This is a genomic window from Devosia sp. MC521 (assembly GCF_014127105.1).
In the GTDB taxonomy this organism is placed as follows: Bacteria; Pseudomonadota; Alphaproteobacteria; order Rhizobiales; family Devosiaceae; genus Devosia.
Genome location: NZ_CP059902.1, coordinates 2,137,992 through 2,162,626, shown reverse-complemented (window position 1 = coordinate 2,162,626; position 24,635 = coordinate 2,137,992). Strand labels below are relative to the sequence as shown.

General features: G+C 57.1%; 36 protein-coding genes. 34 read left to right on the top strand and 2 right to left on the bottom strand.

The annotated features are described in order from the left end of the window. The first annotated feature begins 1 nt into the window (after position 1). From fusA to rplQ, 29 genes are all read left to right on the top strand, one after another. Entirely contained in the window at positions 2–2,092 is a 2,091-nt protein-coding gene (fusA, locus tag H4N61_RS10315) for an elongation factor G (protein WP_169194905.1), read from the top strand. Positions 2,093–2,159: 67 nt separating this feature from the next. After that, positions 2,160–3,350: an elongation factor Tu gene (tuf, locus tag H4N61_RS10310; protein ID WP_169194904.1), complete on the top strand. Its 1,191-nt coding sequence runs from the start codon at positions 2,160–2,162 to the stop codon at positions 3,348–3,350. Positions 3,351–3,417: 67 nt separating this feature from the next. Then, on the top strand, positions 3,418–3,726 hold the full coding sequence (gene rpsJ / locus H4N61_RS10305) for a 30S ribosomal protein S10 (protein ID WP_169194903.1): 309 nt from the start codon (positions 3,418–3,420) through the stop codon (positions 3,724–3,726). Between the two features lie 84 nt (positions 3,727–3,810). Next, the gene (rplC, locus tag H4N61_RS10300) at positions 3,811–4,506 is read left to right on the top strand and encodes a 50S ribosomal protein L3 (protein WP_169194902.1); all 696 of its coding nucleotides are present in this window, start codon (positions 3,811–3,813) and stop codon (positions 4,504–4,506) included. Further along, positions 4,507–5,127 (top strand): 50S ribosomal protein L4, encoded by a 621-nt coding sequence (gene rplD / locus H4N61_RS10295; protein WP_169194901.1) that lies wholly within the window; start codon positions 4,507–4,509, stop codon positions 5,125–5,127. It abuts the gene before it with no gap. After that, positions 5,124–5,417 carry a 50S ribosomal protein L23 gene (locus H4N61_RS10290; protein ID WP_169194900.1) on the top strand — a complete coding sequence of 98 codons (294 nt, stop codon included), beginning with the start codon at positions 5,124–5,126 and terminating at the stop codon, positions 5,415–5,417. Before rplD ends, H4N61_RS10290 begins: the two co-directional genes overlap by 4 nt. Positions 5,418–5,433: 16 nt before the next feature. Continuing rightward, positions 5,434–6,273, top strand: a complete 840-nt coding sequence (gene rplB, locus H4N61_RS10285) for a 50S ribosomal protein L2 (protein WP_169194899.1) — start codon at positions 5,434–5,436, stop codon at positions 6,271–6,273. Between the two features lie 4 nt (positions 6,274–6,277). Beyond that, positions 6,278–6,556, top strand: coding sequence for a 30S ribosomal protein S19 (gene rpsS, locus H4N61_RS10280; protein WP_169194898.1), 279 nt, complete (start codon positions 6,278–6,280; stop codon positions 6,554–6,556). 1 nt (position 6,557) lies between these two features. Continuing rightward, positions 6,558–6,938 (top strand): 50S ribosomal protein L22, encoded by a 381-nt coding sequence (rplV, locus tag H4N61_RS10275; RefSeq protein WP_169194897.1) that lies wholly within the window; start codon positions 6,558–6,560, stop codon positions 6,936–6,938. Further along, a complete protein-coding gene (rpsC, locus tag H4N61_RS10270; RefSeq protein WP_169194896.1) occupies positions 6,938–7,669 on the top strand; it encodes a 30S ribosomal protein S3 in 732 nt (243 codons plus the stop codon). Before rplV ends, rpsC begins: the two co-directional genes overlap by 1 nt. A 15-nt stretch (positions 7,670–7,684) precedes the next feature. Then, positions 7,685–8,098 carry a 50S ribosomal protein L16 gene (rplP, locus tag H4N61_RS10265; RefSeq protein WP_169194895.1) on the top strand — a complete coding sequence of 138 codons (414 nt, stop codon included), beginning with the start codon at positions 7,685–7,687 and terminating at the stop codon, positions 8,096–8,098. A gap of 12 nt (positions 8,099–8,110) precedes the next feature. Next, a complete protein-coding gene (gene rpmC, locus H4N61_RS10260) occupies positions 8,111–8,305 on the top strand; it encodes a 50S ribosomal protein L29 (protein WP_169194894.1) in 195 nt (64 codons plus the stop codon). Positions 8,306–8,317: 12 nt separating this feature from the next. Further along, positions 8,318–8,572, top strand: coding sequence for a 30S ribosomal protein S17 (rpsQ, locus tag H4N61_RS10255; RefSeq protein WP_169194893.1), 255 nt, complete (start codon positions 8,318–8,320; stop codon positions 8,570–8,572). Positions 8,573–8,634: 62 nt separating this feature from the next. Beyond that, entirely contained in the window at positions 8,635–9,003 is a 369-nt protein-coding gene (gene rplN / locus H4N61_RS10250) for a 50S ribosomal protein L14 (RefSeq protein ID WP_169194892.1), read from the top strand. Then, on the top strand, positions 9,003–9,314 hold the full coding sequence (gene rplX / locus H4N61_RS10245) for a 50S ribosomal protein L24 (RefSeq protein ID WP_169194891.1): 312 nt from the start codon (positions 9,003–9,005) through the stop codon (positions 9,312–9,314). Before rplN ends, rplX begins: the two co-directional genes overlap by 1 nt. Next, positions 9,307–9,864: a 50S ribosomal protein L5 gene (gene rplE / locus H4N61_RS10240; protein WP_169194890.1), complete on the top strand. Its 558-nt coding sequence runs from the start codon at positions 9,307–9,309 to the stop codon at positions 9,862–9,864. Before rplX ends, rplE begins: the two co-directional genes overlap by 8 nt. A 30-nt stretch (positions 9,865–9,894) precedes the next feature. Beyond that, a complete protein-coding gene (rpsN, locus tag H4N61_RS10235; RefSeq protein ID WP_169194889.1) occupies positions 9,895–10,200 on the top strand; it encodes a 30S ribosomal protein S14 in 306 nt (101 codons plus the stop codon). A 12-nt stretch (positions 10,201–10,212) separates the two neighbouring features. Next, positions 10,213–10,611 carry a 30S ribosomal protein S8 gene (gene rpsH / locus H4N61_RS10230; RefSeq protein ID WP_169194888.1) on the top strand — a complete coding sequence of 133 codons (399 nt, stop codon included), beginning with the start codon at positions 10,213–10,215 and terminating at the stop codon, positions 10,609–10,611. 47 nt (positions 10,612–10,658) lie between these two features. Continuing rightward, positions 10,659–11,192: a 50S ribosomal protein L6 gene (rplF, locus tag H4N61_RS10225; RefSeq protein WP_169194887.1), complete on the top strand. Its 534-nt coding sequence runs from the start codon at positions 10,659–10,661 to the stop codon at positions 11,190–11,192. Between the two features lie 12 nt (positions 11,193–11,204). Next, positions 11,205–11,567, top strand: coding sequence for a 50S ribosomal protein L18 (gene rplR, locus H4N61_RS10220; RefSeq protein WP_169194886.1), 363 nt, complete (start codon positions 11,205–11,207; stop codon positions 11,565–11,567). Positions 11,568–11,588: 21 nt separating this feature from the next. Then, positions 11,589–12,122 carry a 30S ribosomal protein S5 gene (gene rpsE / locus H4N61_RS10215; protein WP_169194885.1) on the top strand — a complete coding sequence of 178 codons (534 nt, stop codon included), beginning with the start codon at positions 11,589–11,591 and terminating at the stop codon, positions 12,120–12,122. Positions 12,123–12,143: 21 nt separating this feature from the next. Then, positions 12,144–12,332, top strand: a complete 189-nt coding sequence (rpmD, locus tag H4N61_RS10210) for a 50S ribosomal protein L30 (RefSeq protein ID WP_169194884.1) — start codon at positions 12,144–12,146, stop codon at positions 12,330–12,332. An 18-nt stretch (positions 12,333–12,350) separates the two neighbouring features. Next, positions 12,351–12,851: a 50S ribosomal protein L15 gene (gene rplO / locus H4N61_RS10205; protein ID WP_169194883.1), complete on the top strand. Its 501-nt coding sequence runs from the start codon at positions 12,351–12,353 to the stop codon at positions 12,849–12,851. A 128-nt stretch (positions 12,852–12,979) separates the two neighbouring features. After that, the gene (secY, locus tag H4N61_RS10200) at positions 12,980–14,314 is read left to right on the top strand and encodes a preprotein translocase subunit SecY (protein WP_169194882.1); all 1,335 of its coding nucleotides are present in this window, start codon (positions 12,980–12,982) and stop codon (positions 14,312–14,314) included. After that, on the top strand, positions 14,311–14,880 hold the full coding sequence (locus H4N61_RS10195; protein WP_169194881.1) for an adenylate kinase: 570 nt from the start codon (positions 14,311–14,313) through the stop codon (positions 14,878–14,880). The genes secY and H4N61_RS10195 overlap by 4 nt, the downstream gene beginning before the upstream one ends. 177 nt (positions 14,881–15,057) lie before the next feature. Next, positions 15,058–15,426: a 30S ribosomal protein S13 gene (gene rpsM, locus H4N61_RS10190; protein ID WP_169194880.1), complete on the top strand. Its 369-nt coding sequence runs from the start codon at positions 15,058–15,060 to the stop codon at positions 15,424–15,426. Between the two features lie 128 nt (positions 15,427–15,554). Then, entirely contained in the window at positions 15,555–15,947 is a 393-nt protein-coding gene (rpsK, locus tag H4N61_RS10185) for a 30S ribosomal protein S11 (protein WP_169194879.1), read from the top strand. A gap of 98 nt (positions 15,948–16,045) precedes the next feature. Continuing rightward, positions 16,046–17,065 (top strand): DNA-directed RNA polymerase subunit alpha, encoded by a 1,020-nt coding sequence (locus H4N61_RS10180; protein ID WP_169194878.1) that lies wholly within the window; start codon positions 16,046–16,048, stop codon positions 17,063–17,065. Positions 17,066–17,097: 32 nt separating this feature from the next. Further along, positions 17,098–17,517 carry a 50S ribosomal protein L17 gene (gene rplQ / locus H4N61_RS10175; RefSeq protein ID WP_169194877.1) on the top strand — a complete coding sequence of 140 codons (420 nt, stop codon included), beginning with the start codon at positions 17,098–17,100 and terminating at the stop codon, positions 17,515–17,517. An 80-nt stretch (positions 17,518–17,597) separates the two neighbouring features. Here rplQ and H4N61_RS10170 read toward each other — a convergent pair whose 3' ends face one another. Further along, the gene (locus H4N61_RS10170) at positions 17,598–18,140 is read right to left on the bottom strand and encodes an isopentenyl transferase family protein (RefSeq protein WP_182393918.1); all 543 of its coding nucleotides are present in this window, start codon (positions 18,138–18,140) and stop codon (positions 17,598–17,600) included. Positions 18,141–18,351: 211 nt separating this feature from the next. Beyond that, positions 18,352–19,533 (bottom strand): type III PLP-dependent enzyme, encoded by a 1,182-nt coding sequence (locus tag H4N61_RS10165; protein WP_169194875.1) that lies wholly within the window; start codon positions 19,531–19,533, stop codon positions 18,352–18,354. Between the two features lie 256 nt (positions 19,534–19,789). Here H4N61_RS10165 and H4N61_RS10160 point away from each other — a divergent pair, with 256 nt between their 5' ends. From H4N61_RS10160 to H4N61_RS10140, 5 genes are read left to right on the top strand one after another with little or no spacing between them, the layout of a single operon-like run. Continuing rightward, complete coding sequence (locus H4N61_RS10160; RefSeq protein WP_248305945.1) at positions 19,790–21,247, top strand: Do family serine endopeptidase; 1,458 nt, start codon at positions 19,790–19,792, stop codon at positions 21,245–21,247. Positions 21,248–21,281: 34 nt separating this feature from the next. Then, entirely contained in the window at positions 21,282–22,604 is a 1,323-nt protein-coding gene (locus tag H4N61_RS10155) for a replication-associated recombination protein A (RefSeq protein ID WP_169194874.1), read from the top strand. After that, entirely contained in the window at positions 22,601–22,987 is a 387-nt protein-coding gene (gene crcB / locus H4N61_RS10150; protein ID WP_210337000.1) for a fluoride efflux transporter CrcB, read from the top strand. Before H4N61_RS10155 ends, crcB begins: the two co-directional genes overlap by 4 nt. Further along, positions 22,984–23,973: an RluA family pseudouridine synthase gene (locus H4N61_RS10145; RefSeq protein WP_169194873.1), complete on the top strand. Its 990-nt coding sequence runs from the start codon at positions 22,984–22,986 to the stop codon at positions 23,971–23,973. The genes crcB and H4N61_RS10145 overlap by 4 nt, the downstream gene beginning before the upstream one ends. Positions 23,974–23,981: 8 nt before the next feature. After that, the gene (locus H4N61_RS10140; RefSeq protein WP_182393917.1) at positions 23,982–24,635 is read left to right on the top strand and encodes an HAD-IA family hydrolase; all 654 of its coding nucleotides are present in this window, start codon (positions 23,982–23,984) and stop codon (positions 24,633–24,635) included.

The window sequence follows — 24,635 nt, the reverse complement described above, 5'->3', positions numbered from 1 at the left end:
TATGGCACGTACCACTCCGATCAATCTGTACCGTAACTTCGGCATCATGGCTCACATCGATGCTGGCAAGACCACTACGACTGAACGCATCCTGTATTACACTGGCAAGAACCATAAGATGGGTGAAACCCACGATGGCGCTTCGACCATGGACTGGATGGAGCAGGAGCAGGAACGCGGCATCACCATCACTTCCGCAGCGACCACGACTTCGTGGACCTCGCGTGATGGCGTGCAGCACCGCTTCAACATCATCGACACCCCCGGCCACGTTGACTTCACCATTGAAGTAGAACGTTCGCTGCGCGTGCTCGACGGTGCTGTGGCTCTGCTCGATGCGAACGCTGGTGTTGAACCTCAGACTGAAACCGTTTGGCGCCAGGCTGACAAGTACAACGTTCCACGTCTCATCTTCGTCAATAAGATGGACAAGATCGGCGCAGACTTCTACCGCTGCCTCGAAATGATCGGTTCGCGTCTCGGTGCCAAGGGCGTCGCGGCTCAGCTGCCAATCGGCGCTGAAACCGAGTTCAAGGGCGTTGTCGATCTCATCGAGATGAAGGCACTCGTCTGGCAGAACGAAGAACTCGGCGCTGCCTGGGACGTTCTTGAGATCCCAGCGGATCTGAAGGACAAGGCTGTCGAATACCGCGAAAAGCTGATCGAAGCTGCCGTCGAAATGGACGATGCAGCAATGGAAGCGTATCTGAACGGTGAAACACCGGACAACGATACCATCCGTCGTCTGCTTCGCCGTGGCGTTATTGATGCGAAGTTCTTCCTCGTTTTTGCTGGCTCTGCCTTCAAGAATAAGGGCGTTCAGCCGCTCCTCGATGGCGTTATCGACTTCCTGCCAGCTCCGACCGACGTTCCTGCTATCCAGGGTATCGACGCGAAGACTGAAGAGCCAATCGAACGTCACGCTGACGACAACGAGCCGCTCTCCATGCTGGCGTTCAAGATCGCCAACGACCCACACATGGGTTCGCTGACTTTCTGCCGCATCTACTCGGGTCACCTCGAAGCTGGCATTCAGCTGGAAAACACCGTGAAGGGCAAGCGCGAACGCGTTGGCCGCATGTTCCAGATGCACGCAAACAGCCGCGAGCAGATCACTGAAGCTTACGCAGGCGATATCGTTGCTATCGTTGGTCTCAAGGACACCACCACTGGTGATACCCTGACCCCAGCGAACGCACAGGTTATCCTTGAACGTATGATCTTCCCGGATCCGGTTATCGACATCTCCGTCGAGCCAAAGTCCAAGGCCGACCAGGAAAAGATGGGCCTCGCCCTGAACCGCCTGGCAGCTGAAGATCCATCGTTCCGCGTTAAGACCGACGAAGAATCGGGCCAGACGATCATTTCGGGTATGGGTGAACTTCACCTTGATATTCTCGTCGATCGTATGAAGCGTGAATTCAAGGTCGAAGCGAACATCGGTCAGCCGCAGGTTGCGTATCGTGAAACGATCACGCGCAAGTCGGACAAGGACTACAGCCACAAGAAGCAGTCTGGTGGTTCGGGTCAGTTCGCTCGTATCAAGTTCACTGTTGAACCCGGTGAAGTTGGCAAGGGCTTCGAGTTCGTGAACTCGATCGTCGGTGGTGCTATTCCTCGCGAATACATCCCAGGCGTTCAGAAGGGCATGGAATCGGTCATGGGCGCAGGTCCGCTGATCGGCTTCCCAGTGGTTGACGTTAAGGTCACTCTGACCGACGGCGCATACCACGACGTTGACTCGTCTGTTCTCGCCTTCGAAATCGCCGGCCGTGCAGGTCTGCGTGAAGCGCTTCGTGAAGCTGGTCCGAAGATTCTCGAACCAATCATGAAGGTTGAAGTTGTCACGCCAGACGACTACATGGGTGACGTAATCGGCGACTTGAATTCTCGTCGTGGTCAGATCCAGGGCACTGAAAGCCGTGGTGTCGTCCAGGTCGTGAACGCGTTTGTTCCGCTCGCGAATATGTTCGGCTATGTGAACTCGCTGCGCTCTATGAGCCAGGGTCGTGCACAGTACAGCATGGTGTTCGATCACTACGAACAGGTTCCGCAGGCGGTTGCCGACGAAGTCCAGGCCAAGTACGCCTAAAACCAGCGCAAGCTAACTAATCTCAACTTTAAGTCGGCGATTGCGCTGACAATTTTGGAGAAAATCGATGGGTAAGGAAAAATTTTCCCGCTCCAAGCCGCATTGCAACATCGGCACCATTGGTCACGTTGACCACGGCAAGACCTCGCTGACCGCAGCGATCACCAAGGTTTTGGCTGAATCCGGCGGCGCAGCGTTCAAGGACTATGCGTCGATCGACAGCGCGCCAGAAGAAAAGGCACGCGGTATCACCATCAACACTTCGCACGTTGAATACGAAACCGCGAACCGCCACTACGCACACGTCGACTGCCCAGGCCACGCTGACTATGTTAAGAACATGATCACCGGCGCTGCTCAGATGGACGGCGCGATCCTGGTTGTGTCGGCTGCTGACGGCCCAATGCCACAGACTCGCGAACACATCCTGCTCGCTCGCCAGGTTGGCGTTCCAGCACTGGTCGTGTTCCTGAACAAGTGCGACATGGTTGACGACGCTGAACTGCTCGAACTCGTCGAAATGGAAGTTCGTGAACTTCTGTCTTCGTACGAATTCCCAGGCGACGACATCCCAGTCATCAAGGGCTCGGCTCTCGCAGCTCTCGAAGACAGCAACAAGGCTCTCGGCCATGACGCTGTTCTCGAACTGATGGCCGCTGTTGATGCGTACATCCCACAGCCAGAACGTCCAGTTGACCAGCCGTTCCTGCTCCCGATCGAAGACGTGTTCTCGATCTCGGGTCGCGGTACTGTTGTGACCGGTCGTGTTGAACGTGGTATCGTCAAGGTTGGCGAAGAAGTCGAAATCGTCGGCATCAAGGCAACCCAGAAGACCACCGTTACCGGCGTTGAAATGTTCCGCAAGCTGCTCGACTCCGGTCAGGCAGGCGACAACGTTGGCGCGCTGATCCGTGGTATCGACCGCACTCAGGTTGAGCGCGGCCAGGTTCTCTGCAAGCCAGGTTCCGTACAGCCACACACCGACTTCACTGCTGAGGTTTACATCCTCACCAAGGAAGAAGGCGGTCGCCACACTCCGTTCTTCGGTAACTACCGTCCTCAGTTCTACTTCCGTACAACCGACGTGACCGGCATTGTTACCCTTCCAGAAGGCACCGAAATGGTGATGCCTGGGGATAACCTGAATATCAACGTTCAGCTTATCGTTCCGATCGCTATGGAAGAGAAGCTCCGCTTCGCTATCCGTGAAGGCGGCCGTACTGTTGGTTCGGGCGTCGTAGCTACGATCCTGAAGTAAGAACAATTTGACACTCGCGGCGCGTGCTTTGTTGCGCGCCGCGATCCTTTTTGTCAGGATTTAAAAGATGAACGGTCAGAATATTCGCATTCGCCTCAAGGCGTTTGACCATCGCGTGCTCGATACGTCGACTCGTGAAATCGTCAACACCGCCAAGCGTACGGGTGCTCAGGTTCGCGGTCCAATCCCGCTGCCGACCCACATCGACAAGTTCACCGTGAACCGCTCGCCGCACATCGATAAGAAGTCGCGTGAGCAGTTTGAGATTCGTACCCACAAGCGTTTGCTTGACATTGTGGATCCGACCCCTCAAACGGTCGATGCGTTGATGAAGCTTGACCTCGCCGCCGGCGTCGACGTCGAAATCAAGCTCTAAAGCATACAAGTTTCCGCGCCTGCCGTTAAAAGGGTCCTCTGAAACCATGACCCGGCAGCGCGCCAATTGAAAAGGTAAGAACCTATGCGTTCTGGATTGATCGCACAGAAGCTGGGCATGACCCGCATCTTTGCAGAGGACGGATCCCACGTCCCTGTAACGGTGCTGAGCCTGCAAAACTGCCAGGTGGTAGCTCAGCGGACCGCCGAGAAGGATGGCTACGTAGCCCTGCAGCTCGGCGCCGGCCAGGCAAAGGCCAAGAACGTCAGCAAGGCCGAACGTGGCCAGTATGCTGTCGCTAAGGTTGAGCCGAAGCGTCGCGTCGCGGAATTCCGCGTTGACGCTGATAACCTCATCGAGGTTGGTGCAACTCTTAAGGCCGATCACTTTGCCGAAGGTCAGCTGGTCGACGTGACCGGTACCTCTATCGGTAAGGGCTTTGCCGGCGGTATGAAGCGCTGGAATTTTGGCGGTCTTCGTGCGTCGCACGGTGTGTCTGTCTCTCACCGCTCGATCGGTTCGACCGGTCAGCGTCAGGACCCAGGCCGTACCTTCAAGAACAAGAAGATGCCGGGCCACATGGGCGACCGTCGCATCACCACTCAGAACCTCACTGTTGTGAAGACCGACGTAGAACGTGGTCTGATCATGGTTCAGGGTTCTGTTCCGGGCTCCAAGGGTGCTTGGATCATGGTCAAGGACGCCGTCAAGAAGCCGGCTCCCGCGAACGTTGCCCTTCCGGGTTCGTTCGAAGCCGCTGCTGCGGGGGAATCGAAGTAAATGGAACTCCAGGTAACCACTCTCGACGGTAAGTCCGCAGGCAAGGTTGAACTTCAGGACGCCGTGTTCGGCCTTGAAGTCCGTGCTGACCTTCTTCACCGTATGGTTCGCTACCAGCAGCTTAAGGCTATGGCTGGCACCCACGACGTCAAGAACCGCTCTGAAGGTGCACTGACCGGTAAGAAGTTTGTAAAGCAGAAGGGTTCTGGCGGCGCTCGTCACGGCGACCGTAAGGCTCCTCAGTTCCGTGGTGGCGGCCGTGCATTCGGTCCAACTCCGCGTAGCCATGCTATCGATCTTCCAAAGAAGGTCCGTGCTTTGGCTCTCAAGCATGCTCTCTCGGCTAAGGCTGCTGCAGGCTCGCTGATCGTTCTCGACAGCGTTGCACAGGCTCAGGCTAAGACTGCTGCTCTGCGCACCACTTTCGGCAAGCTGGAATGGCTTAACGCTCTGATCATCGACGGTGCAACCGTTGACCAGAACTTCGCTCTTGCTGCTCGCAACATCCCAAATATCGACGTGCTGCCGGTGCAGGGGATCAACGTTGTTTCGATCCTGAAGCGTGACAAGCTCGTCCTCACCAAGGCAGCGCTTGAAGCGCTCGAAGCGAGGTTCGCATGAACAAGCTTGCCGCTTACGACATTATCCGCAACCCAGTCGTGACGGAAAAGTCGACCATGGCTTCTGAAGCCAACCAGGTCGTTTTCGATGTTGCTATTGACGCGAACAAGACTGAGATCAAGGCAGCTGTTGAACAGCTTTTCTCGGTCAAGGTGAAGGCTGTTAACACTTTGGTCCGCAAGGGCAAGGTAAAGCGCTTCCGTGGTCGTGTTGGTGTTCGCAACGACGTCAAGAAGGCAGTTGTGACCCTGGCCGAAGGTCAGTCGATCGACATCTCGACCGGCCTCTAAGGGATAAGAGACAAAAATGGCTCTAAAGACTTACAATCCCACCTCTGAAGGCCGTCGTACGCTTGTTACGACTGATCGTTCGGAACTGTGGAAGGGTGCACCGGTCAAGGCTTTGACCGAAGGCCTCAGCAAATCCGGTGGTCGTAATAACACCGGCCGCATCACTGCTTTCCACCGTGGTGGTGGTCACAAGCGCTCGTACCGTTTGATCGATTTCAAGCGCGTTAAGTTCGACGCAGTCGGGACCGTAGAACGTCTCGAATACGATCCGAACCGTACCGCTTGGATCGCTCTGATTAAGTACGAAGACGGCGAACTGGCTTACATCGTTGCTCCACAGCGTCTTGCTGCTGGCGACAAGGTTGTATCGTCCATGAACGCAGTCGACGTGAAGCCAGGCAATGCAATGCCGCTCGAGCGCATGCCGGTCGGCACCATTGTGCACAACATCGAACTGAAGCCTCGCAAGGGTGGTCAGGTCGCTCGTTCTGCTGGCGCCTATGCTCAGTACGTTGGCCGTGACTCCGGTTGGGCGATCCTTCGCCTGAACTCGGGTGAACAGCGTCGCGTTCACGGCACTTGCCTTGCGACTGTTGGTGCTGTGTCCAACCAGGACCACGCTAACACCTCGCTCGGTAAGGCAGGTCGCAACCGTTGGCTCGGCCGCAAGCCAGTCAACCGTGGTGTTACCATGAACCCGGTCGACCACCCACATGGTGGTGGTGAAGGCCGTACCTCTGGTGGCCGTCACCCGGTTTCTCCGTGGGGCAAGCCAACTAAGGGCAAGCGTACGCGTACCAACAAGGCAACGGACCAGTTTATCGTTCGTAGCCGTCACGTGAAGAAGGGCAGGTAACAACATGACCCGTTCGATTTGGAAGGGGCCGTTCGTAGACGGTTACCTGCTCAAGAAGGCCGAGAAGGCTGCGTCATCTGGTCGCCACGAAGTGGTGAAGATTTGGTCGCGTCGCTCGACGATCCTGCCGCAGTTCGTGGGTATCACGTTCGGCGTTCACAATGGTCAGAAGCACGTCCCAGTCCTCGTGACTGAAGACATGATTGGCCACAAGTTCGGTGAATTCGCGCCGACCCGTACCTACTACGGTCACGCGGCCGACAAGAAGGCCAAGAGGAAGTAAGATGAGCAAGCCAAAGACTGAGCGCGCTCTCAAGGATAACGAGGCTAAGGCTGTACTGCGCATGCTGCGTATCAGCCCTCAGAAGCTGAACCTCGTCGCGCAGTTGATCCGTGGTAAGAAGGTAGAGCGTGCTCTGTCCGACCTCGAGTTCAGCCACAAGCGTATCGCCGGCCAGGTGAAGAAGGTGCTGGAAAGCGCCATCGCCAACGCTGAAAACAACCACGGTCTCGACAGCGACGCTCTCGTTGTTGCCGAAGCCTTCGTCGGTAACTCGCTGGTTATGAAGCGCTTCCACGCTCGTGGTCGCGGCAAGTCGGCTCGTGTTGAGAAGCCATTCTCGCACCTGACGATCGTCGTCCGTCAAGTTGAGGAGGCCGCATAATGGGTCAGAAGATCAATCCAATCGGCTTCCGCCTCGGTATCAACCGCACTTGGGACAGCCGCTGGTACGCAAACCGTGGTGAGTACGGCACGCTTCTTCAGGAAGACCTGAAGATTCGTTCCATGCTCATGGAAGAGCTCAAGGCAGCTGCGGTTTCCAAGATCGTTATCGAACGCCCGCACCGTAAGTGCCGCGTGTCGATCCACACTGCCCGTCCAGGCATTGTGATCGGCAAGAAGGGCGCAGACATCGACAAGATCCGCGCCAAGGTGAAGAAGTTCACCGATAGCGAAGTGCACATCAACATCGTTGAAGTGCGCAAGCCGGAAACCGACGCGACTCTGGTTGCTCAGGGCATTGCCCAGCAGCTGGAACGCCGTGTGGCATTCCGTCGCGCTATGAAGCGTGCGGTTCAGACAGCGATCCGTATGGGCGCTGGTGGTATCCGCGTTAACGTTGGTGGTCGTCTTGGTGGCGCCGATATCGCTCGTACCGAATGGTACCGCGAAGGCCGTGTTCCACTGCACACCCTCCGTGCTGACATCGACTACGGTACTGCAGAAGCCGCAACCACTTACGGCATCATCGGTATCAAGGTCTGGGTCTTCAAGGGCGAAGTCCTTGAGCATGATCCGTCGGCTCACGAGCGTCGCGCTACCGAAGGTGGCGAAGGTGCTGGTCAGCGTTCTCCACGCCATGAGCGTGGCGACCGCGATCGCGAACGCGCATAAGAAGGTTAGTTCATTATGCTGCAACCAAAGAGAACTAAGTTCCGCAAGGCCCACAAGGGCCGTATCCATGGCGAAGCCAAGGGCGGTACCACCCTCGCATTCGGTCAGTACGCACTGAAGGCCACTGAGCCAGAACGTGTTACTGCCCGTCAGATCGAAGCTGCGCGTCGCGCGATCACTCGCGAAATGAAGCGTCAGGGTCGTGTTTGGATCCGTATTTTCCCGGATCTGCCTGTTTCCAAGAAGCCTACCGAAGTCCGTATGGGTAAGGGTAAGGGCTCCGTGGAGTACTGGGCTGCACGTGTAAAACCTGGTCGTATCGTTTTTGAGATTGACGGCGTACCAGAAGACGTTGCAAAGGAGGCACTTCGCCTCGGTGCAATGAAGCTGCCGATCACCACGCGTATCGTTACGCGTATTGCTGACTAAGGAACACGAGTGATGAATTCCAGTGATGTGCGGGCCAAAACCGCAGACGAACTGAAAGACCAGCTCGTCGACCTTAAGAAAGAACAGTTCAACCTGCGTTTCCAGCGTGCTACCCAGCAACTGGAAAAGCCGGCTCGGGTGAAGGAAGTCCGTCGCGATATCGCGCGGATCAAAACCATCCTCGCCGAAAAGAACGCAGCTAAGTAAGGAATAAAACCCATGCCAAAGCGCGTTTTGCAGGGGACTGTGGTCTCCGACGCCAATGACAAGACCATCGTGGTTCGTGTCGAGCGCCGTTTCACGCACCCGGTTATGAAAAAGACCGTGCGTCGTTCCAAGAAGTACCATGCTCACGACGAAAATAACGTCGCGAAAATCGGTCAGATCGTTTGGATCGAAGAAACTGCGCCGATCAGCAAGAACAAGCGTTGGGCTCTGGTCCAGGATAACGCTTCTTCTTCCGTGTCTGCGTAAGAGAAACAATAGGTCGGCGCACCGTTTAGCGGTGCTGCCGACAAACTAGAAGGCATCCAGTCATGATCCAGATGCAGTCCAACCTCGACGTCGCCGATAATTCCGGCGCCAAGCGAGTAATGTGCATCAAGGTGCTGGGCGGTTCGCATCGCAAGTACGCCTCGGTCGGCGACATTATTGTCGTTTCGGTCAAGGACGCTATTCCGCGTGGCCGCGTTAAGAAGGGCCAGGTAATGAAGGCTGTGGTCGTTCGCACCGCAACCGACATCCGTCGCCCAGATGGCACCGTCATCCGTTTCGACAAGAACGCCGCAGTTCTTCTGAACAATCAGAAAGAACCAATCGGCACCCGTATCTTCGGACCAGTTCCGCGTGAACTTCGCGCTAAGAACCAAATGAAGATCATCTCGCTCGCCCCAGAGGTGCTGTAATGGCCGCCAAGATTAAGAAGGGCGACAAGGTAGTCGTCCTTGCAGGTAAGGATAAGGGTAAGACCGGTTCGGTCTTGCAGATCTTCCCGACCGAAAACCGTGCGCTCGTACAGGGTATCAACCTTGTACGTCGCCACCAGAAGCAGACTGCTACGCAGGACTCCGGTATCTTCTCGAAAGAAGCACCGATCCACCTGTCGAACCTTGCAGTTGCAGACGCGAATGGTAAGCCAACCCGTGTTGGTTTCCAGATCACCGATGGCGTGAAGACCCGCGTTGCTAAGACCACCGGAGATGCGATCAATGGCTGAGACCGTTTACGTTCCGCGCCTGCGCACCCAGTATGACGAATCGATCAAGCCCGAGCTGCTCAAGCAGTTCGAGTACAAGAACGTCATGCAGCTTCCGCGCCTGGAAAAGATCGTCCTGAACATGGGCGTTGGTGAAGCCGTTGCTGACACCAAGAAGGTGAAGTCCGCTGCTGAGCAGATGGAACTCATCGCTGGTCAGAAGCCAATCATCACCTACGCTCGCAAGTCGATTGCAGGCTTCAAGGTACGTGAAAACATGCCGCTGGGCGTGAAGGTTACCCTTCGTGGCGTCCGCATGTATGAATTCATGGACCGCCTAGTAAACATCGCTTTGCCTCGCGTGCGCGACTTCCGTGGCCTCAACCCGAACGCCTTTGATGGCCGTGGCAACTACGCCATGGGTATCAAGGAACACATCATCTTCCCAGAAATTAACTATGATCAGATCGATCAGGTTTGGGGTATGGATATCGTGGTTTGCACCACAGCCCGTACAGATGATGAAGCGCGTGCGCTTCTTAAGGCTTTCAACTTCCCATTCCGCGCGTAAGCGGATAGGGAAGGGATAGAGGATCAGGATATGGCAAAGACCAGTTCCATTGAAAAGAACAAGAAGCGCGCAGTTCTGGCCGCTCAGTATGCCGATAAGCGCGCTGCGCTGAAGGCAACTGTGATGAACCAGGAAACGCCGATTGAAGAACGCTTCAAGGCAAGCTTGAAGCTCGCTGAACTTCCACGCAACTCGGCTCAGATCCGCGTTCGCAACCGTTGTGAAGTGTCGGGCCGTCCGCGCGCTTACTACCGCAAGCTCAAGATGAGCCGTATTGCCCTGCGTCAGCTGGGCAACTTGGGTCTCATCCCGGGTCTGGTAAAGTCGAGCTGGTAAGGAGAAACTAAGATGAGCTTTTCCGATCCAATCGGCGATATGCTGACCCGTATCCGGAACGCACAAATGCGTCGCCGGAACACCGTAACGACCCCAGCGTCGACCCTCCGTGGTCGTGTGCTGGACGTTCTTCAGTCCGAGGGCTTTATTCGCGGCTACTCGGAAACCAAGTTCGAAAACGGCGCTGCCGAATACGAAATTGAACTGAAGTATTCTGACAATGAAGGCGTTATCCGCACCATCGAACGCGTGTCGCGTCCGGGCCGTCGCGTTTACGCCTCCGTCAAGAATATTCCACAGGTTGCTAATGGCCTCGGCGTGTCGATCCTCTCCACCCCTAAGGGTGTGATGGCCGACCACGAAGCTAAGGCTGCCAATGTGGGTGGCGAGGTACTCTGCCGCGTCTTCTAAGCCATTTGGCTTAGAAGTACGGTAAGACGATTACTCAAGGAAAGAATATGTCACGTACTGGCAAGAAACCGGTGGCCCCGGTTAGCGGTGTTACGGTAACGATCGATGGTCGTACCGTGTCCGCAAAGGGCCCGAAGGGCGAACTGAGCCTCCAGCTCATGGATATCGTCAACGTAGAGCAGGGCGACGACGGTATCTCCGTTGTTCCTGCAAATGATAGCCGTTTTGCTCGCGCTGCCTGGGGCACCACACGCGCGCTGATCCAGAACATGGTCACCGGTGTGAGCGCAGGCTTCGAAAAGAAGTTGGCAATTCAGGGCGTGGGTTACCGCGCCGCGATGCAGGGCAAGGACGTTAAGCTCTCGCTCGGTTTCAGCCACGAAGTGATTTATAACGCTCCTGAAGGCATCACGCTTGCGGTGCCGGTTCCGACGGAAATCGTCGTAACTGGCATCGATAAGCAGGCTGTTGGCCAGGTTGCGGCTGAGATCCGCAGCTGGCGTCCCCCTGAGCCCTACAAGGGCAAGGGCGTGCGTTACGCTGGCGAGCAGGTCTTCCGCAAAGAAGGCAAGAAGAAGTAAGGAGCGCCACCTATGGCTATTTCTGCAAAGGGTGCGGACCGCCGCAAGGCTCGTGTCCGCAAGGCGCTCAAGGCTCGTGCCTTCGGTCGCCCACGTCTGTCGGTTTTCCGTTCAGGCAAGAATATGTACGCACAGATCATCGACGACGCAGCTGGCCGCACACTCGCTGCCGCTTCGACGCTCGACAAGGACGTTCGTGCAACCATCACCAACGGTGGTACAGCCGAAGCCGCTGCTGCAATTGGCAAGCTGATTGCTGAGCGCGGTTCGAAGGCTGGCGTGACCGAAGTGGTGTTCGACCGCGGCGCCTACATCTATCACGGCCGTGTTAAGGCCCTTGCAGACGCTGCCCGTGAGGGCGGTCTGCAGTTCTAATACGGCGAGGAAGAGAAGATTATGAGCAGAGACGTTCAAGAACGCGAAAGCGAGTTCGTCGATCGCCTGGTCCACATCAACCGTGTGGCTAAGGTAGTGAAGGGCGGCCGTCGCTTCGGTTTCGCTGCCCTCGTCGTAGTTGGTGACCAGAAGGGTCGCGTTGGGTTCGGTCACGGTAAGGCCCGTGAAGTTCCTGAAGCGATCCGTAAGGCAACCGAACAGGCTAAGCGCCAGATGATCCGCGTGCCGCTCCGCGACGCACGTACGCTCCATCACGATGTTACCGGTCGCCACGGCGCTGGTAAGGTGATCCTGCGTGCAGCCGTTCCGGGTACTGGTATCATCGCCGGTGGTCCAATGCGTGCGGTTTTCGAAACGCTTGGTATCAACGACATCGTTGCTAAGTCGCAGGGTACGGCTAACCCGTACAACATGGTTCGTGCTACTTTCGATGCGCTCAAGCGCGTTGATAGCCCACGTTCCGTGGCTGCCCGTCGCGGCCTTAAGGTTTCGGAACTGCAAGCTCGCCGCGGCGAAGCTTCGGTCGAAGCGTAAGACCGGCCAGGAGACACAACTATGGCCAATCAAAAGACCATTATCGTGAAGCAGGTTGGTTCGCCAATCCGCCGCGAAAAGAGCCAGCGCGCGACCCTTATCGGTCTCGGGCTGAACAAGATGAACAAGCAGCGCGAGCTCATTGATACGCCAGAAGTACGTGGCATGATCAATAAGGTCGGGCACCTCGTCCGCGTCGTCGGCGAGTAAGAGAAGGTCGGTAGAACAATGACTCGTTTGAACGAACTTCGCGACAACCCAGGTGCAAACAAGGTCCGCGTTCGCGTGGGCCGTGGCATCGGTTCGGGCGTTGGTAAGACCGGCGGCCGTGGCGGCAAGGGCCAGACTGCACGTTCTGGTGTTGCGATCAACGGCTTTGAAGGCGGCCAGATGCCCCTTCACATGCGTATGCCAAAGCGTGGCTTCAATGCTTGGAATCCTTCGGATTTCAACGAAGTTCGCATTGACCGCATCCAGGCTTACATCGACTCTGGCAAGCTTGATGCCAAGGCAGTTATCGACTCGGCAGCTCTGATTGCTGCTGGCGTTATCCGCCGCGCTAAGGACGGTGTACGTCTGATCGGCGCAGAAGGCTTCAAGGCTTCCAAGGCTACCTTCAAGGTGGATTATGCAACCAAGGGCGCTGCCGCAGCTATCGAAGCTGCTGGTGGCAAGATTGAGCTGATCCCAGTGAAGGAAACCTGGAAGAAGCCAGCACGCACTGTCTAATCCAGTCAGTGAGCGCACCCGGTCGTGAGGCCGGGTGCGCTTTTTTGGTTTGTTGCGTCTGGGCGGCAATTTAGTATGCTCCTTAGGCGCTCCGAGCGCACTTGGCATTCAAGCCATAGGAGCGGTATATGGCGTCCGCAGCCGAACAGCTGGCACGTAATTTAAGTTTCTCGACCTTTTCGAAGGCCAAGGCCCTGCAGCAGCGCATCTGGTTCACACTGGGAGCGCTGCTTATTTATCGTTTGGGCACCTTCATTCCTGTTCCAGGTATTGACCCTGACGCTTTCCGCGCGACTTTTGAACAGTCGCAGCAGGGCATCATCGGCATGTTCAACATGTTCTCCGGTGGTGCTGTTGAGCGTATGGCAATTTTCGCCCTCAACCTGATTCCTTACATCACTGCTTCGATCGTTGTGCAGGTGGTTGCGACCGCTTCGCCGCGTCTCGAAGCGCTGAAGAAGGAAGGGGAGGCGGGTCGCCGCAAGATGAACCAGTACACCCGCTATTTGGCGGTGTTGTTCTGCGCGGTTCAGGCATACGGCCTTGCCGTTGGTCTGGAAGGCAGCCAGGGCGTGGTTCTCAATCCAGGCTGGTTCTTCCGTATTTCGACCGTGATCACCCTCGTCGGTGGTACTATGTTCCTGATGTGGCTGGGCGAGCAGATGACCTCGCGCGGTGTCGGTAACGGCATTTCGCTGATCATCTTTGCTGGTATCGTGGCAAACTTGCCTTCGACTATCGCTCAGACCCTCGAGTTGAGCCGTACAGGCGCTCTGCCAGCCTTCGCAGGCATCGGCATGCTGCTTCTGGCTCTCGTCGTGATCGCAATCATCGTGTTCTTTGAACGCGCTCAGCGCCGCTTGCTGATCCAGTATCCCAAGCGTCAGGTTGGCAATAAGCTGTTCCAGGGCGATACCTCGCACCTGCCGCTTAAGCTCAACACCGCTGGTGTGATTCCCGTGATCTTCGGTTCTTCGCTGCTGCTTCTGCCGACGACAATCGCGTCGTTTGCGGCTCAGGGCGACGCTCCAGGGTGGCTGACAACCGTCACTGCGCTACTAGGCCGCGGGCAACCGCTGTATATGGCGCTATTTGCCTTCTTGATCATCTTCTTCGCTTTCTTCTACACGGCGATAGTGTTCAACCCCACCGAGACGGCTGACAACCTCAAGCGTTCTGGTGGCTTCATTCCGGGCATTCGTCCGGGTGAACGGACTGCGGCTCACATCGACTATGTGTTGACCCGCATTACCGTGGCTGGCGCACTGTACTTAACCTTCGTGGCCCTCTTGCCAGAAGTGTTCTTCAGCCAGCTGGCCGTCAGCCAGTTCATCGGCGGAACATCGCTTCTGATCATGGTCACGGTGACTTTGGATACGGTTACCCAAATCCAGAGCCATTTGGTTGCCCAGCAATATGAAGGGCTTTTGAAAAAGTCCCGTCTCGGAGGTAAGCGTCGATGAGATTGATTCTTCTGGGGCCGCCGGGAGCAGGGAAGGGGACACAGGCTAAGATTCTCGTAGAATCTTACGGTATCCCTCAGCTCTCTACTGGCGACATCCTGCGCGCGGCTATTGCCGCGCAAACCCCTCTTGGCCTCGAAGCTAAAGCAGTGGTTGACCGTGGTGATCTCGTCTCTGATGCGATTGTGAACGGTATTGTTTCCGAGCGTATCGATGCAGAGGACTGCAAGTCGGGGTTCGTCCTCGATGGCTTCCCGCGCACGATTGCTCAGGCTGAAGCGCTTGATCAGATGCTGGCAGACAAGGGTATTGCTCTTGATGCTGTTGTTGAGATCAAGGCAGAGGCTGACGAACTGGTAAAGCGTGTTATCAATCGCGCTAAGGAATCGGGCGGCGCCCGTGCAGACGACAACGAAGAGGTTCTTCGCAATCGTCTGGGCGTCTATGCTGAACAGACAGCCCCTTTGGTGAAGTATTACACCGCTAAGGGTCTGCTGAAGGCTGTCGATGGTATGGAACCGGTTGACCAGGTCACCGGAGCCATTAAAACGGCACTCGGTAAGTAATTCCTAAGGCCGGGCAGGGCAGTTGACTCTGGCCGGTCTTATCCTTAAAGAACCGCATCAGTCTCATGGATCAATGGGCTGGATTCGGTTCCTCGCAATCGTTGGGGGTCGAAATCCGGTCCCTTGTTGTTTAAAGGCACCCGCCGTGACGGCGCGTGTGAATGAAGGAGAGCAGACGTGGCTCGTATTGCTGGCGTCAATATCCCGACCAACAAGCGCGTTGTTATCGCGCTGCAGTATATTCACGGTATTGGCGCTAAGTTCGCTACCGATATCTGCACGTCGGTTAATATCCCGGCTGAACGCCGTGTTAATGAGCTGAGCGACGCTGAAGTAATTCAGATTCGTGAAGCTATCGATCGCGAGTACATCGTGGAAGGCGACCTTCGCCGTTCCGTAGCGATGAACATCAAGCGTCTTATGGACCTTGGTAACTACCGTGGTCTGCGTCACCGTCGTGGCCTCCCGGTCCGTGGTCAGCGCACCCACACCAACGCTCGTACCCGTAAGGGTCCAGCGAAGCCGATCGCAGGCAAGAAGAAGTAATTACCGCGTCCGCATAAGCGGAACGGTGTTGGAATTTGGAGGGGCGGGCAAACCTGGGAGGTTTGGGCCGCTACTTCCATGGTGGAGCTGCTGGTATTACGGCAGCGCCGATACCCAAGAGGACCTTTATGGCAAAAGCTGAAGTCGCGCGCGTCCGTCGCAAAGAGCGCAAGAACATCACCTCTGGCGTCGCTCACGTGAACGCCTCGTTCAATAACACGATGGTTACCATCGCTGACATGCAGGGTAACACGATTTCGTGGTCCTCCTCGGGCGTGATGGGTTTCAAGGGTTCGCGTAAGTCGACCCCATATGCTGCTCAGGTAGCTGCAGAAGACGCTGCAAAGAAGGCTCAGGAACACGGCATGAAGACCCTTGAGGTCGAAGTTCGTGGTCCAGGTTCAGGCCGTGAATCGGCCCTGCGCGCTCTGCAGGCTGCTGGCTTCAACGTAACGTCGATCCGCGACGTAACGTCGATCCCGCACAACGGCTGCCGTCCGCGTAAGCGTCGTCGCGTCTAATTACACCATTGGAAAGCTGCCGGCCTTTTCGGGTCGGCAGTTCTATTGTGTTTGCGGCGGAGCGGCTCTAGCGGCCGCTAATTTGAAAGGACCATACCGTGACGATCCAGAGGAACTGGCAGGAACTGATCAAGCCGACCAAGCTGGACATTGTTTCGGGCAGCGACAACGCGCGCGTGGCCTCGGTAGTTGCCGAGCCGCTTGAGCGCGGTTACGGCCTCACCCTTGGCAATGCTCTGCGTCGCGTGCTGCTGTCGTCTCTTCAGGGTGCGGCTGTTACCGCCATCCAGATCGACGGCATCCTGCACGAATTCTCGTCCTTGCCGGGCGTGCGTGAGGACATCACTGACCTCGTGCTCAACGTCAAGGAAATCGCCCTGAAGATGGGTGGTGAAGGCCCTAAGCGCCTCACTCTCACACGTCAGGGCCCGGGTGCTGTTACCGCAGGTGATATCAAGGTATCCGGTGATATCGAAGTGCTGAACCCAGAGCTGGTTATTTGCCATCTCGACGACGGCGCTGAGATCAACATCGAGTTCACCGTTAACACCGGCAAGGGCTATGTCCCAGCCGACAAGAATCGTCCTGAAGACGCTCCAATTGGGTACATCCCAGTTGACGCTCTCTTCTCGCCGGTTCGCCGTGTGAGCTATAAGGTTGATGCTACCCGTGCGGGCGAAAGCCTCGACAAGGACAAGCTGACCCTGCAGGTCGAAACCAATGGTGCAGTGTCGCCGGAAGATGCAGTGGCTTATGCCGCCCGCATTCTCCAGGACCAGCTCTCGGTCTTCGTCAACTTCGAAGAGCCAAGCAAGGAAAAGGCCCAGGACACTGTTCCGGAACTCGCCTTCAACCCTGCATTGCTCAAGAAGGTCGACGAGCTCGAGCTGTCGGTTCGTTCGGCAAACTGCCTCAAGAACGACAACATCGTTTATATCGGCGACCTCATCCAGAAGACGGAAGCCGAAATGCTTCGTACGCCGAACTTCGGTCGTAAGTCGCTCAATGAAATCAAGGAAGTCCTGGCACAGATGGGGCTTCATCTCGGGATGGACGTGCCAAATTGGCCGCCCGAGAATATCGATGACCTCGCTAAGCGCTACGAAGATCATTATTGATCCGGCGCTGCCACGATTTTTAGGAGACCACCATGCGCCACGGTAATTCCGGCCGCAAGTTTAGCCGCACTTCTTCTCACCGTAAGGCCATGTTCGCAAACATGGCTGCTGCGTTGATCAAGCACGAACAGATCGTCACCACCCTTCCAAAGGCGAAGGATCTGCGTCCGATCGTAGAAAAGCTGATCACCCTCGGCAAGCGCGGTGACCTGCACGCTCGTCGTCAGGCAATCGCTCAGATCCGTGACGAAGGTCAGGTTCAGAAGCTCTTCTCGACCCTCGGCCCACGTTATGCTGAGCGTCAGGGCGGTTACATCCGCATTCTGAAGGCTGGCTTCCGCTACGGCGACAATGCTCCGCTCGCAGTCATCGAATTCGTTGACCGCGACGTCAATGCAAAGGGCCTGGACTCCGGTCCATCCTTCGCATCTGATGAATCGGAAGCAGCATAATTCATTGAGCCTTAGGCTCAGCGAATAAGCTCTTTGAAACCGACCTCAGGAAACTGGGGTCGGTTTTTTGTTGTCCGGATTTAAGCATGCGGGTTTTTGAGGTTCCAGGCGGCGTAGAGCGCCGCTGTTTCTTGCGGGTTGCGCGTAAAGACATAGGGCTTGCCGCTCAGTTTCACCCAGTCCCGGACGGCGACGGTGCGGTCACGGGTTGTCCATAACCATCGAAACATTTCGAGCGTCAGTTTGTCCTGATTGCCTTCGAGACCGCCGGGGCGGTCCTTCTGGAACATCGTGCGCCAAATGTAGCGGCTGACGCGCTTCTGCAGGTTTGCATCCAAAACGATGATGCCTGTGGTGCGGGGGAGGCGGACCGGGAAGTGAGCGGAGTAGCTGCCGTCCATGACCCAGCCGTCGAGAGCGGCCGCTTCGTCATGGAGCGCTTTGAAGTCGGCGTCGGGGCGTTGCTCATACATGGTGTTGGGCAAATGCCGATAGCGGTCGAGGTGGATGGCTGGCACGCCGAGCTTGTTTGCGAGCGCGATGGTGAAGGTCGATTTGCCCGCGTTGGTGGGGCCAAGGATCATGATGCGGTTTCCGAAATCGGATAGGGGCGGGATGTGCATCGGTGCTCTCGCGACTTTTGAGCGGATAGGGTAGCGGGTCAGTGGGATGAGCGCCACTGGCGAGTGAGGAGTTCCATAAAGCGACGGCAGGTCGGCGCAGAGAGATCTGGGGCCGAGCCCGGGGTGGCGGCTGGTGGGGGGTAGGACGTGCTAAGCAAAACGCCCTCGGTTTCCCAAGGGCGTTTTGTAATTTGGCGTAGGATAAAAATCCTTACTCGGCGGGAGCCATGTCCTTGCCGGTGTAGATTTCGTCGACCCAGTATTGGTCGCGGCGATCGAAGCCGTTGAACGGGGTGAGGGAGGCCTGGGTGTAGGCGCCCATCAGACCGAATTCGATCCAATCGTCTTCATCGATATCCGCCGGCAAGGTGAAGACCTGTGGGAGAACGTCATAGCTGTCGCAGGTTGGGCCCCAGATGGTGAATTCGGAGAATTCGCCATTGTTGTCGTGGACACGTGGGCCGCGCCAGACGCGCAGTGGTGGGGTGAAGTGCATGAACTTCACTTCCATCAGCGAGCCATAGGCACCGTCGTTGACGTAGACAGCCTGACCGCCGCGCTGATGTTTTACGCGCAGCAGTAGCGAGGTCGAGGAAGTGACGAGAGCGCGACCGGGTTCGATGATCAGCTCAGGTTTGGTCTTGCCGAAGTGATCGGAGACGGCCTGGCTGATGGTGTCGAAGTAGTGGCTCATCGGAGGCGCTTCGCTGGTCGGGTAGGGGGCTGGGTAGCCGCCGCCGATATTGAGGCGCTTGAGTTCGATGCCAGCTTCTTCGACGATCCGCGATGCTGCTGCAATGTGGCGCTCATAGGCGTAAGCGTCTTCACACTGGCTGCCGACGTGGAAGCACAGGCTTGGTGTGTAGCCCATCTTTTCGACGGCCTGCACGATTTCCGCTGCGCCCTGTTCCATGACGCCGAACTTGATGCCGAAGTCATAGGACTTCAGCGCCTTGCCGGCCTTGAAACGAGTGGTCACTTCAACGTCGCGGCTTGGGCCGACGACGGAGGCGAGCTGGTCGAGCTGCTGTGGGTGGTCGATGGTGAAAGAGCGAACGCCGAACTCTTCATAAGCGCGGGCGATTTCGCGCTTGTTCTTGATCGGGTTGTTGTAGTGCATGACGGCACCCGGCGCGTAATCGCGCACGAGTTCCATTTCGGTGTTCGAGGCAACGTCGAACGCCTTCAGGCCTTCAGCATGCAGCTGGGCAATGATGTGTGGGGAAGGGTTGCACTTAACGGCATAGGTGAGAAGGCCGTCAAAGCCCTTCTTGAAGACCTTTACGGCCTTGTGGAACTCCCGCTCCGAGAAAAGAAATGAGGGATAATCCGGTGCCTCAGCCGCAATCAGTGCGGAGGTGTTGGCGTACACGGTCTTCGGCTCGTCGGTCATTGGACAACAGGCCTTTCGGGGCTGGAGTTATGAAAGGGTCACAACGTTTCCGAGGGTGGTAAAGCTCCCGGTTTCCTCGATGGAAACTTATGAAATGAGCGCTGCATATAGGACCGCTTGCCCCCGGGCGCAAACGATAATTTCGTCCTCGAAACAACAATGTTTAAAGGTCATTTTCATGACAGAATTACGAGGCCTTTTAGGGGGATAGATTAGCTCAGGTTTGACCTTGAGTTTTGATTCCGAGGTATCCGGTATGTCATTGCGCAATCTCATGTTTTCGTCAGTCGCTGTGGTCGGCGTTGCGGTCGCGGCAAGCCTTGGTTTTGCGGGTTTGCACAATGGTGCGCCCAGTGTGGCGCAAGAAAGCGGGGCCACACTTCGGGCGGTGCCGCAGTCGCAAGCGGCAGTGCAATTGTCGTTTGCGCCGATTGTTCAGGCTGCATCACCCTCGGTGGTGAACGTTTATGCGACGCGCATTGAGCAGCAATTGGCTTCGCCTTTTGCGTCCGATCCGTTTTTCTCGCGTTTCTTCGGGCAAAATTTCTTCGAGACACGGCCCCGCGAATCTCAATCGCTCGGTTCGGGTGTGATCGTGGGCGAGGGCGGGGTGATCCTGACGAATGTTCACGTCATCAAAGGCGCGACCGACGTGCGGATTTCACTCAGCGATGGGCGCGAGTTCGCGGTTGATGTTGTGGTTCAGGACGAACAGACGGACCTTGCTGTGCTGAAGGTGCGGGATACGGCTGGGGTGGAATTCCCAGCGCTTGAGTTTGCAGACAGCGACGATCTGCTCGTTGGGGATCTGGTGCTGGCCATCGGGAACCCGTTTGGCGTTGGGCAGACGGTGACGAGCGGTATTGTTTCTGGCTTGGCGCGGACCGGCGTTGATGTGTCGGACTATGAGTTTTTCATCCAGACGGATGCGGCGATCAATCCGGGGAACTCCGGCGGGGCGCTGGTCGATATGGATGGGCGTCTGGTGGGGATCAATACGGCGATCTACACGCGCTCGGGTGGTTCGGTGGGTATCGGCTTTGCCATTCCAGCGAATATGGCGCGCGTGGTGGCTGACGCGGGGGCTGTGGGTGGGGAGATTATCCGGCCCTGGTTCGGTGCAAAACTGCAGAAGGTGACCGCCGATATTGCGCAGAGCCTGGCTATGGATACGCCGTATGGTGCGATGATTACGGAGACGGCGCCGAGCGGTCCGGCGGCGCGCGCGGACTTCCGTCCGGGCGATGTTATCCTGTCTATCGACGGGTTGCGCGTTGAGGACCCTGCAGCATTTAATTTCCGGTTGGCGACGCGGCCCCTCGGCGAGACTGTGCAGCTGGAGCGGTTGCGCGGCGGGGTGAGTGAGACGGTGAACTTCTTGGTTGAGAGTGCGCCGCAGACCGATGCCAATAGCGTGGCAACGATCGACGCCAATAGCCGCTTCTCAGGCATTACTGTGCGTCAGCTCGACCCGGCATTGGCGGAAGCCAAGGGGCTTGCCTATGACGCGCAGGGGATCATGGTGACCGAGGTGGTTCGCGGCTCGCCTGCTGACGCCATGGGCTTGCAAGTTGACGACATTATTCTGGAGCTCAATGAGGTTCAGATGACGGATGCGGCCAGCTTTGCGCAAATGGCATCGCAGCGGACGCGGACATGGCAGATTATTCTTCAGCGTGATGGTCGGGTCAGCCGTTTCATCGTGAGCGGCTAGTGAAAGCTTGAAGGGAACCTGCTAATGGTCGGGCATGTCTGATCTATTCGCTGCAGATCCTGCTGATACTGATAGAGCCCGGCCTCTCGCCGACCAGTTGCGTCCGCAAAACCTCGATGAGGTCATCGGACAAACGCATCTGTTGGGTGAGGGCGGCACACTGCGCCGCATGTTAGCCTCGGGGCGACTTGGCTCGCTGATTTTGTGGGGGCCTCCCGGCACGGGCAAGACCACTGTGGCGCGTCTCTTGGCCGATCAGATCGGCTATAAGTTCGTGCAGATTTCCGCGATCTTTTCGGGGGTCGCGGACCTTAAAAAGGTTTTTGAGACGGCGCGATTTGAACGGCAGACGGGGCACCGCACGCTGTTGTTTGTCGATGAGATTCACCGCTTCAACAGGGCCCAGCAGGATAGTTTTCTGCCGGTGATGGAAGACGGCACGGTGGTGCTGGTTGGGGCGACGACAGAAAACCCCTCGTTTGAACTCAATGCGGCGGTGAACTCGCGGAGCCAAGTGCTTCGGTTCCAGTCGCTTGATGCGGGGGATCTGGAAAAGCTGCTGCAGCGGGCCGAAACGCATCTTGGGATTGCGCTGCCGCTGACGCCAGAAGCGCGTGAGACGCTGCTGACGCTCGCGGATGGCGATGGACGCGCTATGCTCGGGCTGGTGGAGGAGCTGCTCGCTTCGGCACAGGACGGCGAAGTGCTCGACCCAACGAGCATGCTGACGGTCGTGCAGCGGCGTGCGCCGGTCTATGACAAGGCGCAGGACGGGCATTACAATCTGATCTCGGCGCTGCACAAAACCATTCGGGGGTCGGACCCGGATGCGGCGCTGTATTATTTCAATCGCATGCTGGAGGCGGGGGAGGACCCGCTGTTCCTCGCGCGGCGTCTTATTCGCATGGCCTCGGAGGATATTGGCCTAGCGGACCCGCAGGCGCTTGTTCACGCCGTGGCGGCGAGAGACGCTTATCAGATGCTCGGTTCGCCCGAAGGTGAGCTATCTCTGGCCAATTGCGTGGTCTATTTGGCGCTCGCGCCCAAGTCGAACGCGATCTACACCGCCTATAAGGCCTCGCGTGCGCTTGCGAAAACCTCGGGATCGCCAACGCCGCCGATGGTGATCCTCAATGCCCCGACCAAGATGATGAAGGGCGAGGGCTATGGGGAGGGGTATATTTATGACCACGACACGCCAGAGGCGTTCTCGGGGCAGGAATATTTCCCGGAAAAGATTGGTCGGCAGAGATTCTACGAGCCGGTGGAGCGCGGGTTTGAGCGCGATCTGAAAAAGCGCGTCGACTATTTTGACCGTTTGCGCGCGGCTAAACGTGAACGTGATAAGAAATCATGATCCAGCACTTTGCGCTTGTCGGGATCGGTGGAGCGTTGGGCGCTATGGCCCGCTATGGCCTAGCGCTTGGTGTCGGACGATTTTGGTTCGGCACCTTCCCGGTGGCAACACTTGTCGCTAATGTTTCGGGATCATTGGCGATGGGCGTGCTGGTTGGGCTGCTCGCGCGATTCTTGCCGCCCCATGCCGAAGACATCAGATTGTTTCTCGCTGTCGGCGTTTTGGGCGGCTTTACGACGTTTTCGTCGTTCTCTCTGGATACAATTTCGTTGATTGAGCGCGGCGCGCTGGCGCAGGCGGTGATCTATGTCGCCTTGTCGGTTGTGGTTTGTCTCATAGGGCTATATCTCGGGCTTCTAATGACCAAAGGTGGAACAGCATGAGCGGCGTACAACATCGTGAAGTAACAGCAGACGACGATGGTATGCGTCTGGACCGGTGGTTCGCTCGGCATTTCCCCCAGTTGGGTTTCGCGCGGCTGCAGAAGATCATTCGTAATGGCGAAGTGAAGGTCGACAAAAAGAAGGTCGAGACCAGCACGCGCCTTTCCGAAGGTCAGACCGTGCGCATTCCGCCGATCGATGATCCGGATACCGTTCGTGCCTTCAAGGTGAATGAAGACGATGTGCGGTTCCTGGAAGACATCATCATTTATGAAGATGACGATATCTACGTCTTCAACAAGCCTGCAGGCCTTGCCGTGCAGGGCGGTACCAACACCACTCGTCACCTCGATGGTCTGCTGAAGAACCTGCCGAACAAGCTCGGTGAAGCGCCGCGCCTCGTGCACCGTCTCGACCGCGATACCTCCGGGTGTCTCGTTGTGGCCAAGACGGCTCAGGCGGCCAAGCACTTTGGTGCCGTGTTCCGCTCGCGTTCGGCGCGCAAAATTTATTGGGCGCTGGTGGCGGGCAATCCGACCCCACGTCAGGGCGAAATCTCGTGCTTCCTCGCCAAGCAGGCGACTGAGGACGGGGAACAGATGGTTGTGGTGCGTAATGGTGCGCCGGGCGCTGTTCACTCCTCGACCTATTTCTCGACCACAGAAACGGCAAGCCGCCGCTTTGCTTGGGTGACGCTGAAGCCAGTGACTGGGCGTACGCACCAGTTGCGCGTCCACATGGCGCAGAACGGTACGCCGATCATCGGCGATCCGCGCTATTTCAATATTGAGAACTGGCAGGAAGCGCCGGGGCTCGGCGAAGGCCTGCACCTGCATGCGCGTCGCCTAGCGATCCCACTGCGTAACGGCAAGAAGCTCGATATCTCGGCGCCTCTGCCGGACCATATGCGTCAGAGCTGGGAAGCGCTTGGCTTCGATGCTGACCGCTATGACGTGCAGAAGAATGATCCGGAGACGGACATTTGAGGCTCGTCATGTTCGACATGGACGGGACGTTGATCGACACCCAGTCCTTGATTTCTGAACATATGACGCAAACCTTCGTGGGCGCGGGGCTAACGCCTCCGACGCCCGCGCAGTCGCGTCGTGTGATTGGCCTGTCGCTCCCCAATGCTATCGCTACCCTTATGGGCTCGGACGATATGGTATTGGCTGAGCAGATGGCCGAAGACTATCGCAGCCGCTATCGGGCGATGCTGACGACCGGCGCGGAGCGCGAGGGGTTTTATCCCGGCGCGCGCGAAACGCTGGACCTTTTGCATGCGCAGCAGGAAACGCTGCTTGGCATTGCCACTGGTAAGGGCTTGCGTGGTGTGCATCGCATTACGCAGATGCATGGTATCGAACACTATTTTTCGACGCTGCAGACGCCGGACAATAACCCATCCAAGCCGCATCCCAGCATGATGTTGACCGCTATGGCGGAAACGGGCGCTCAGCCGCATCAGACTGTGATCATCGGCGACACCACATTCGATATCGAAATGGGCAAGGCCGCAGGCACCAAGGCTATTGGCGTGCTGTGGGGCTATCATGAGCCGGATGATCTGATCCGAGCTGGCGCGGACATTCTTATCGAGAGATACGAAGACCTGCCGGCCGCTATCGACCAAGTATTGGAGAACTGA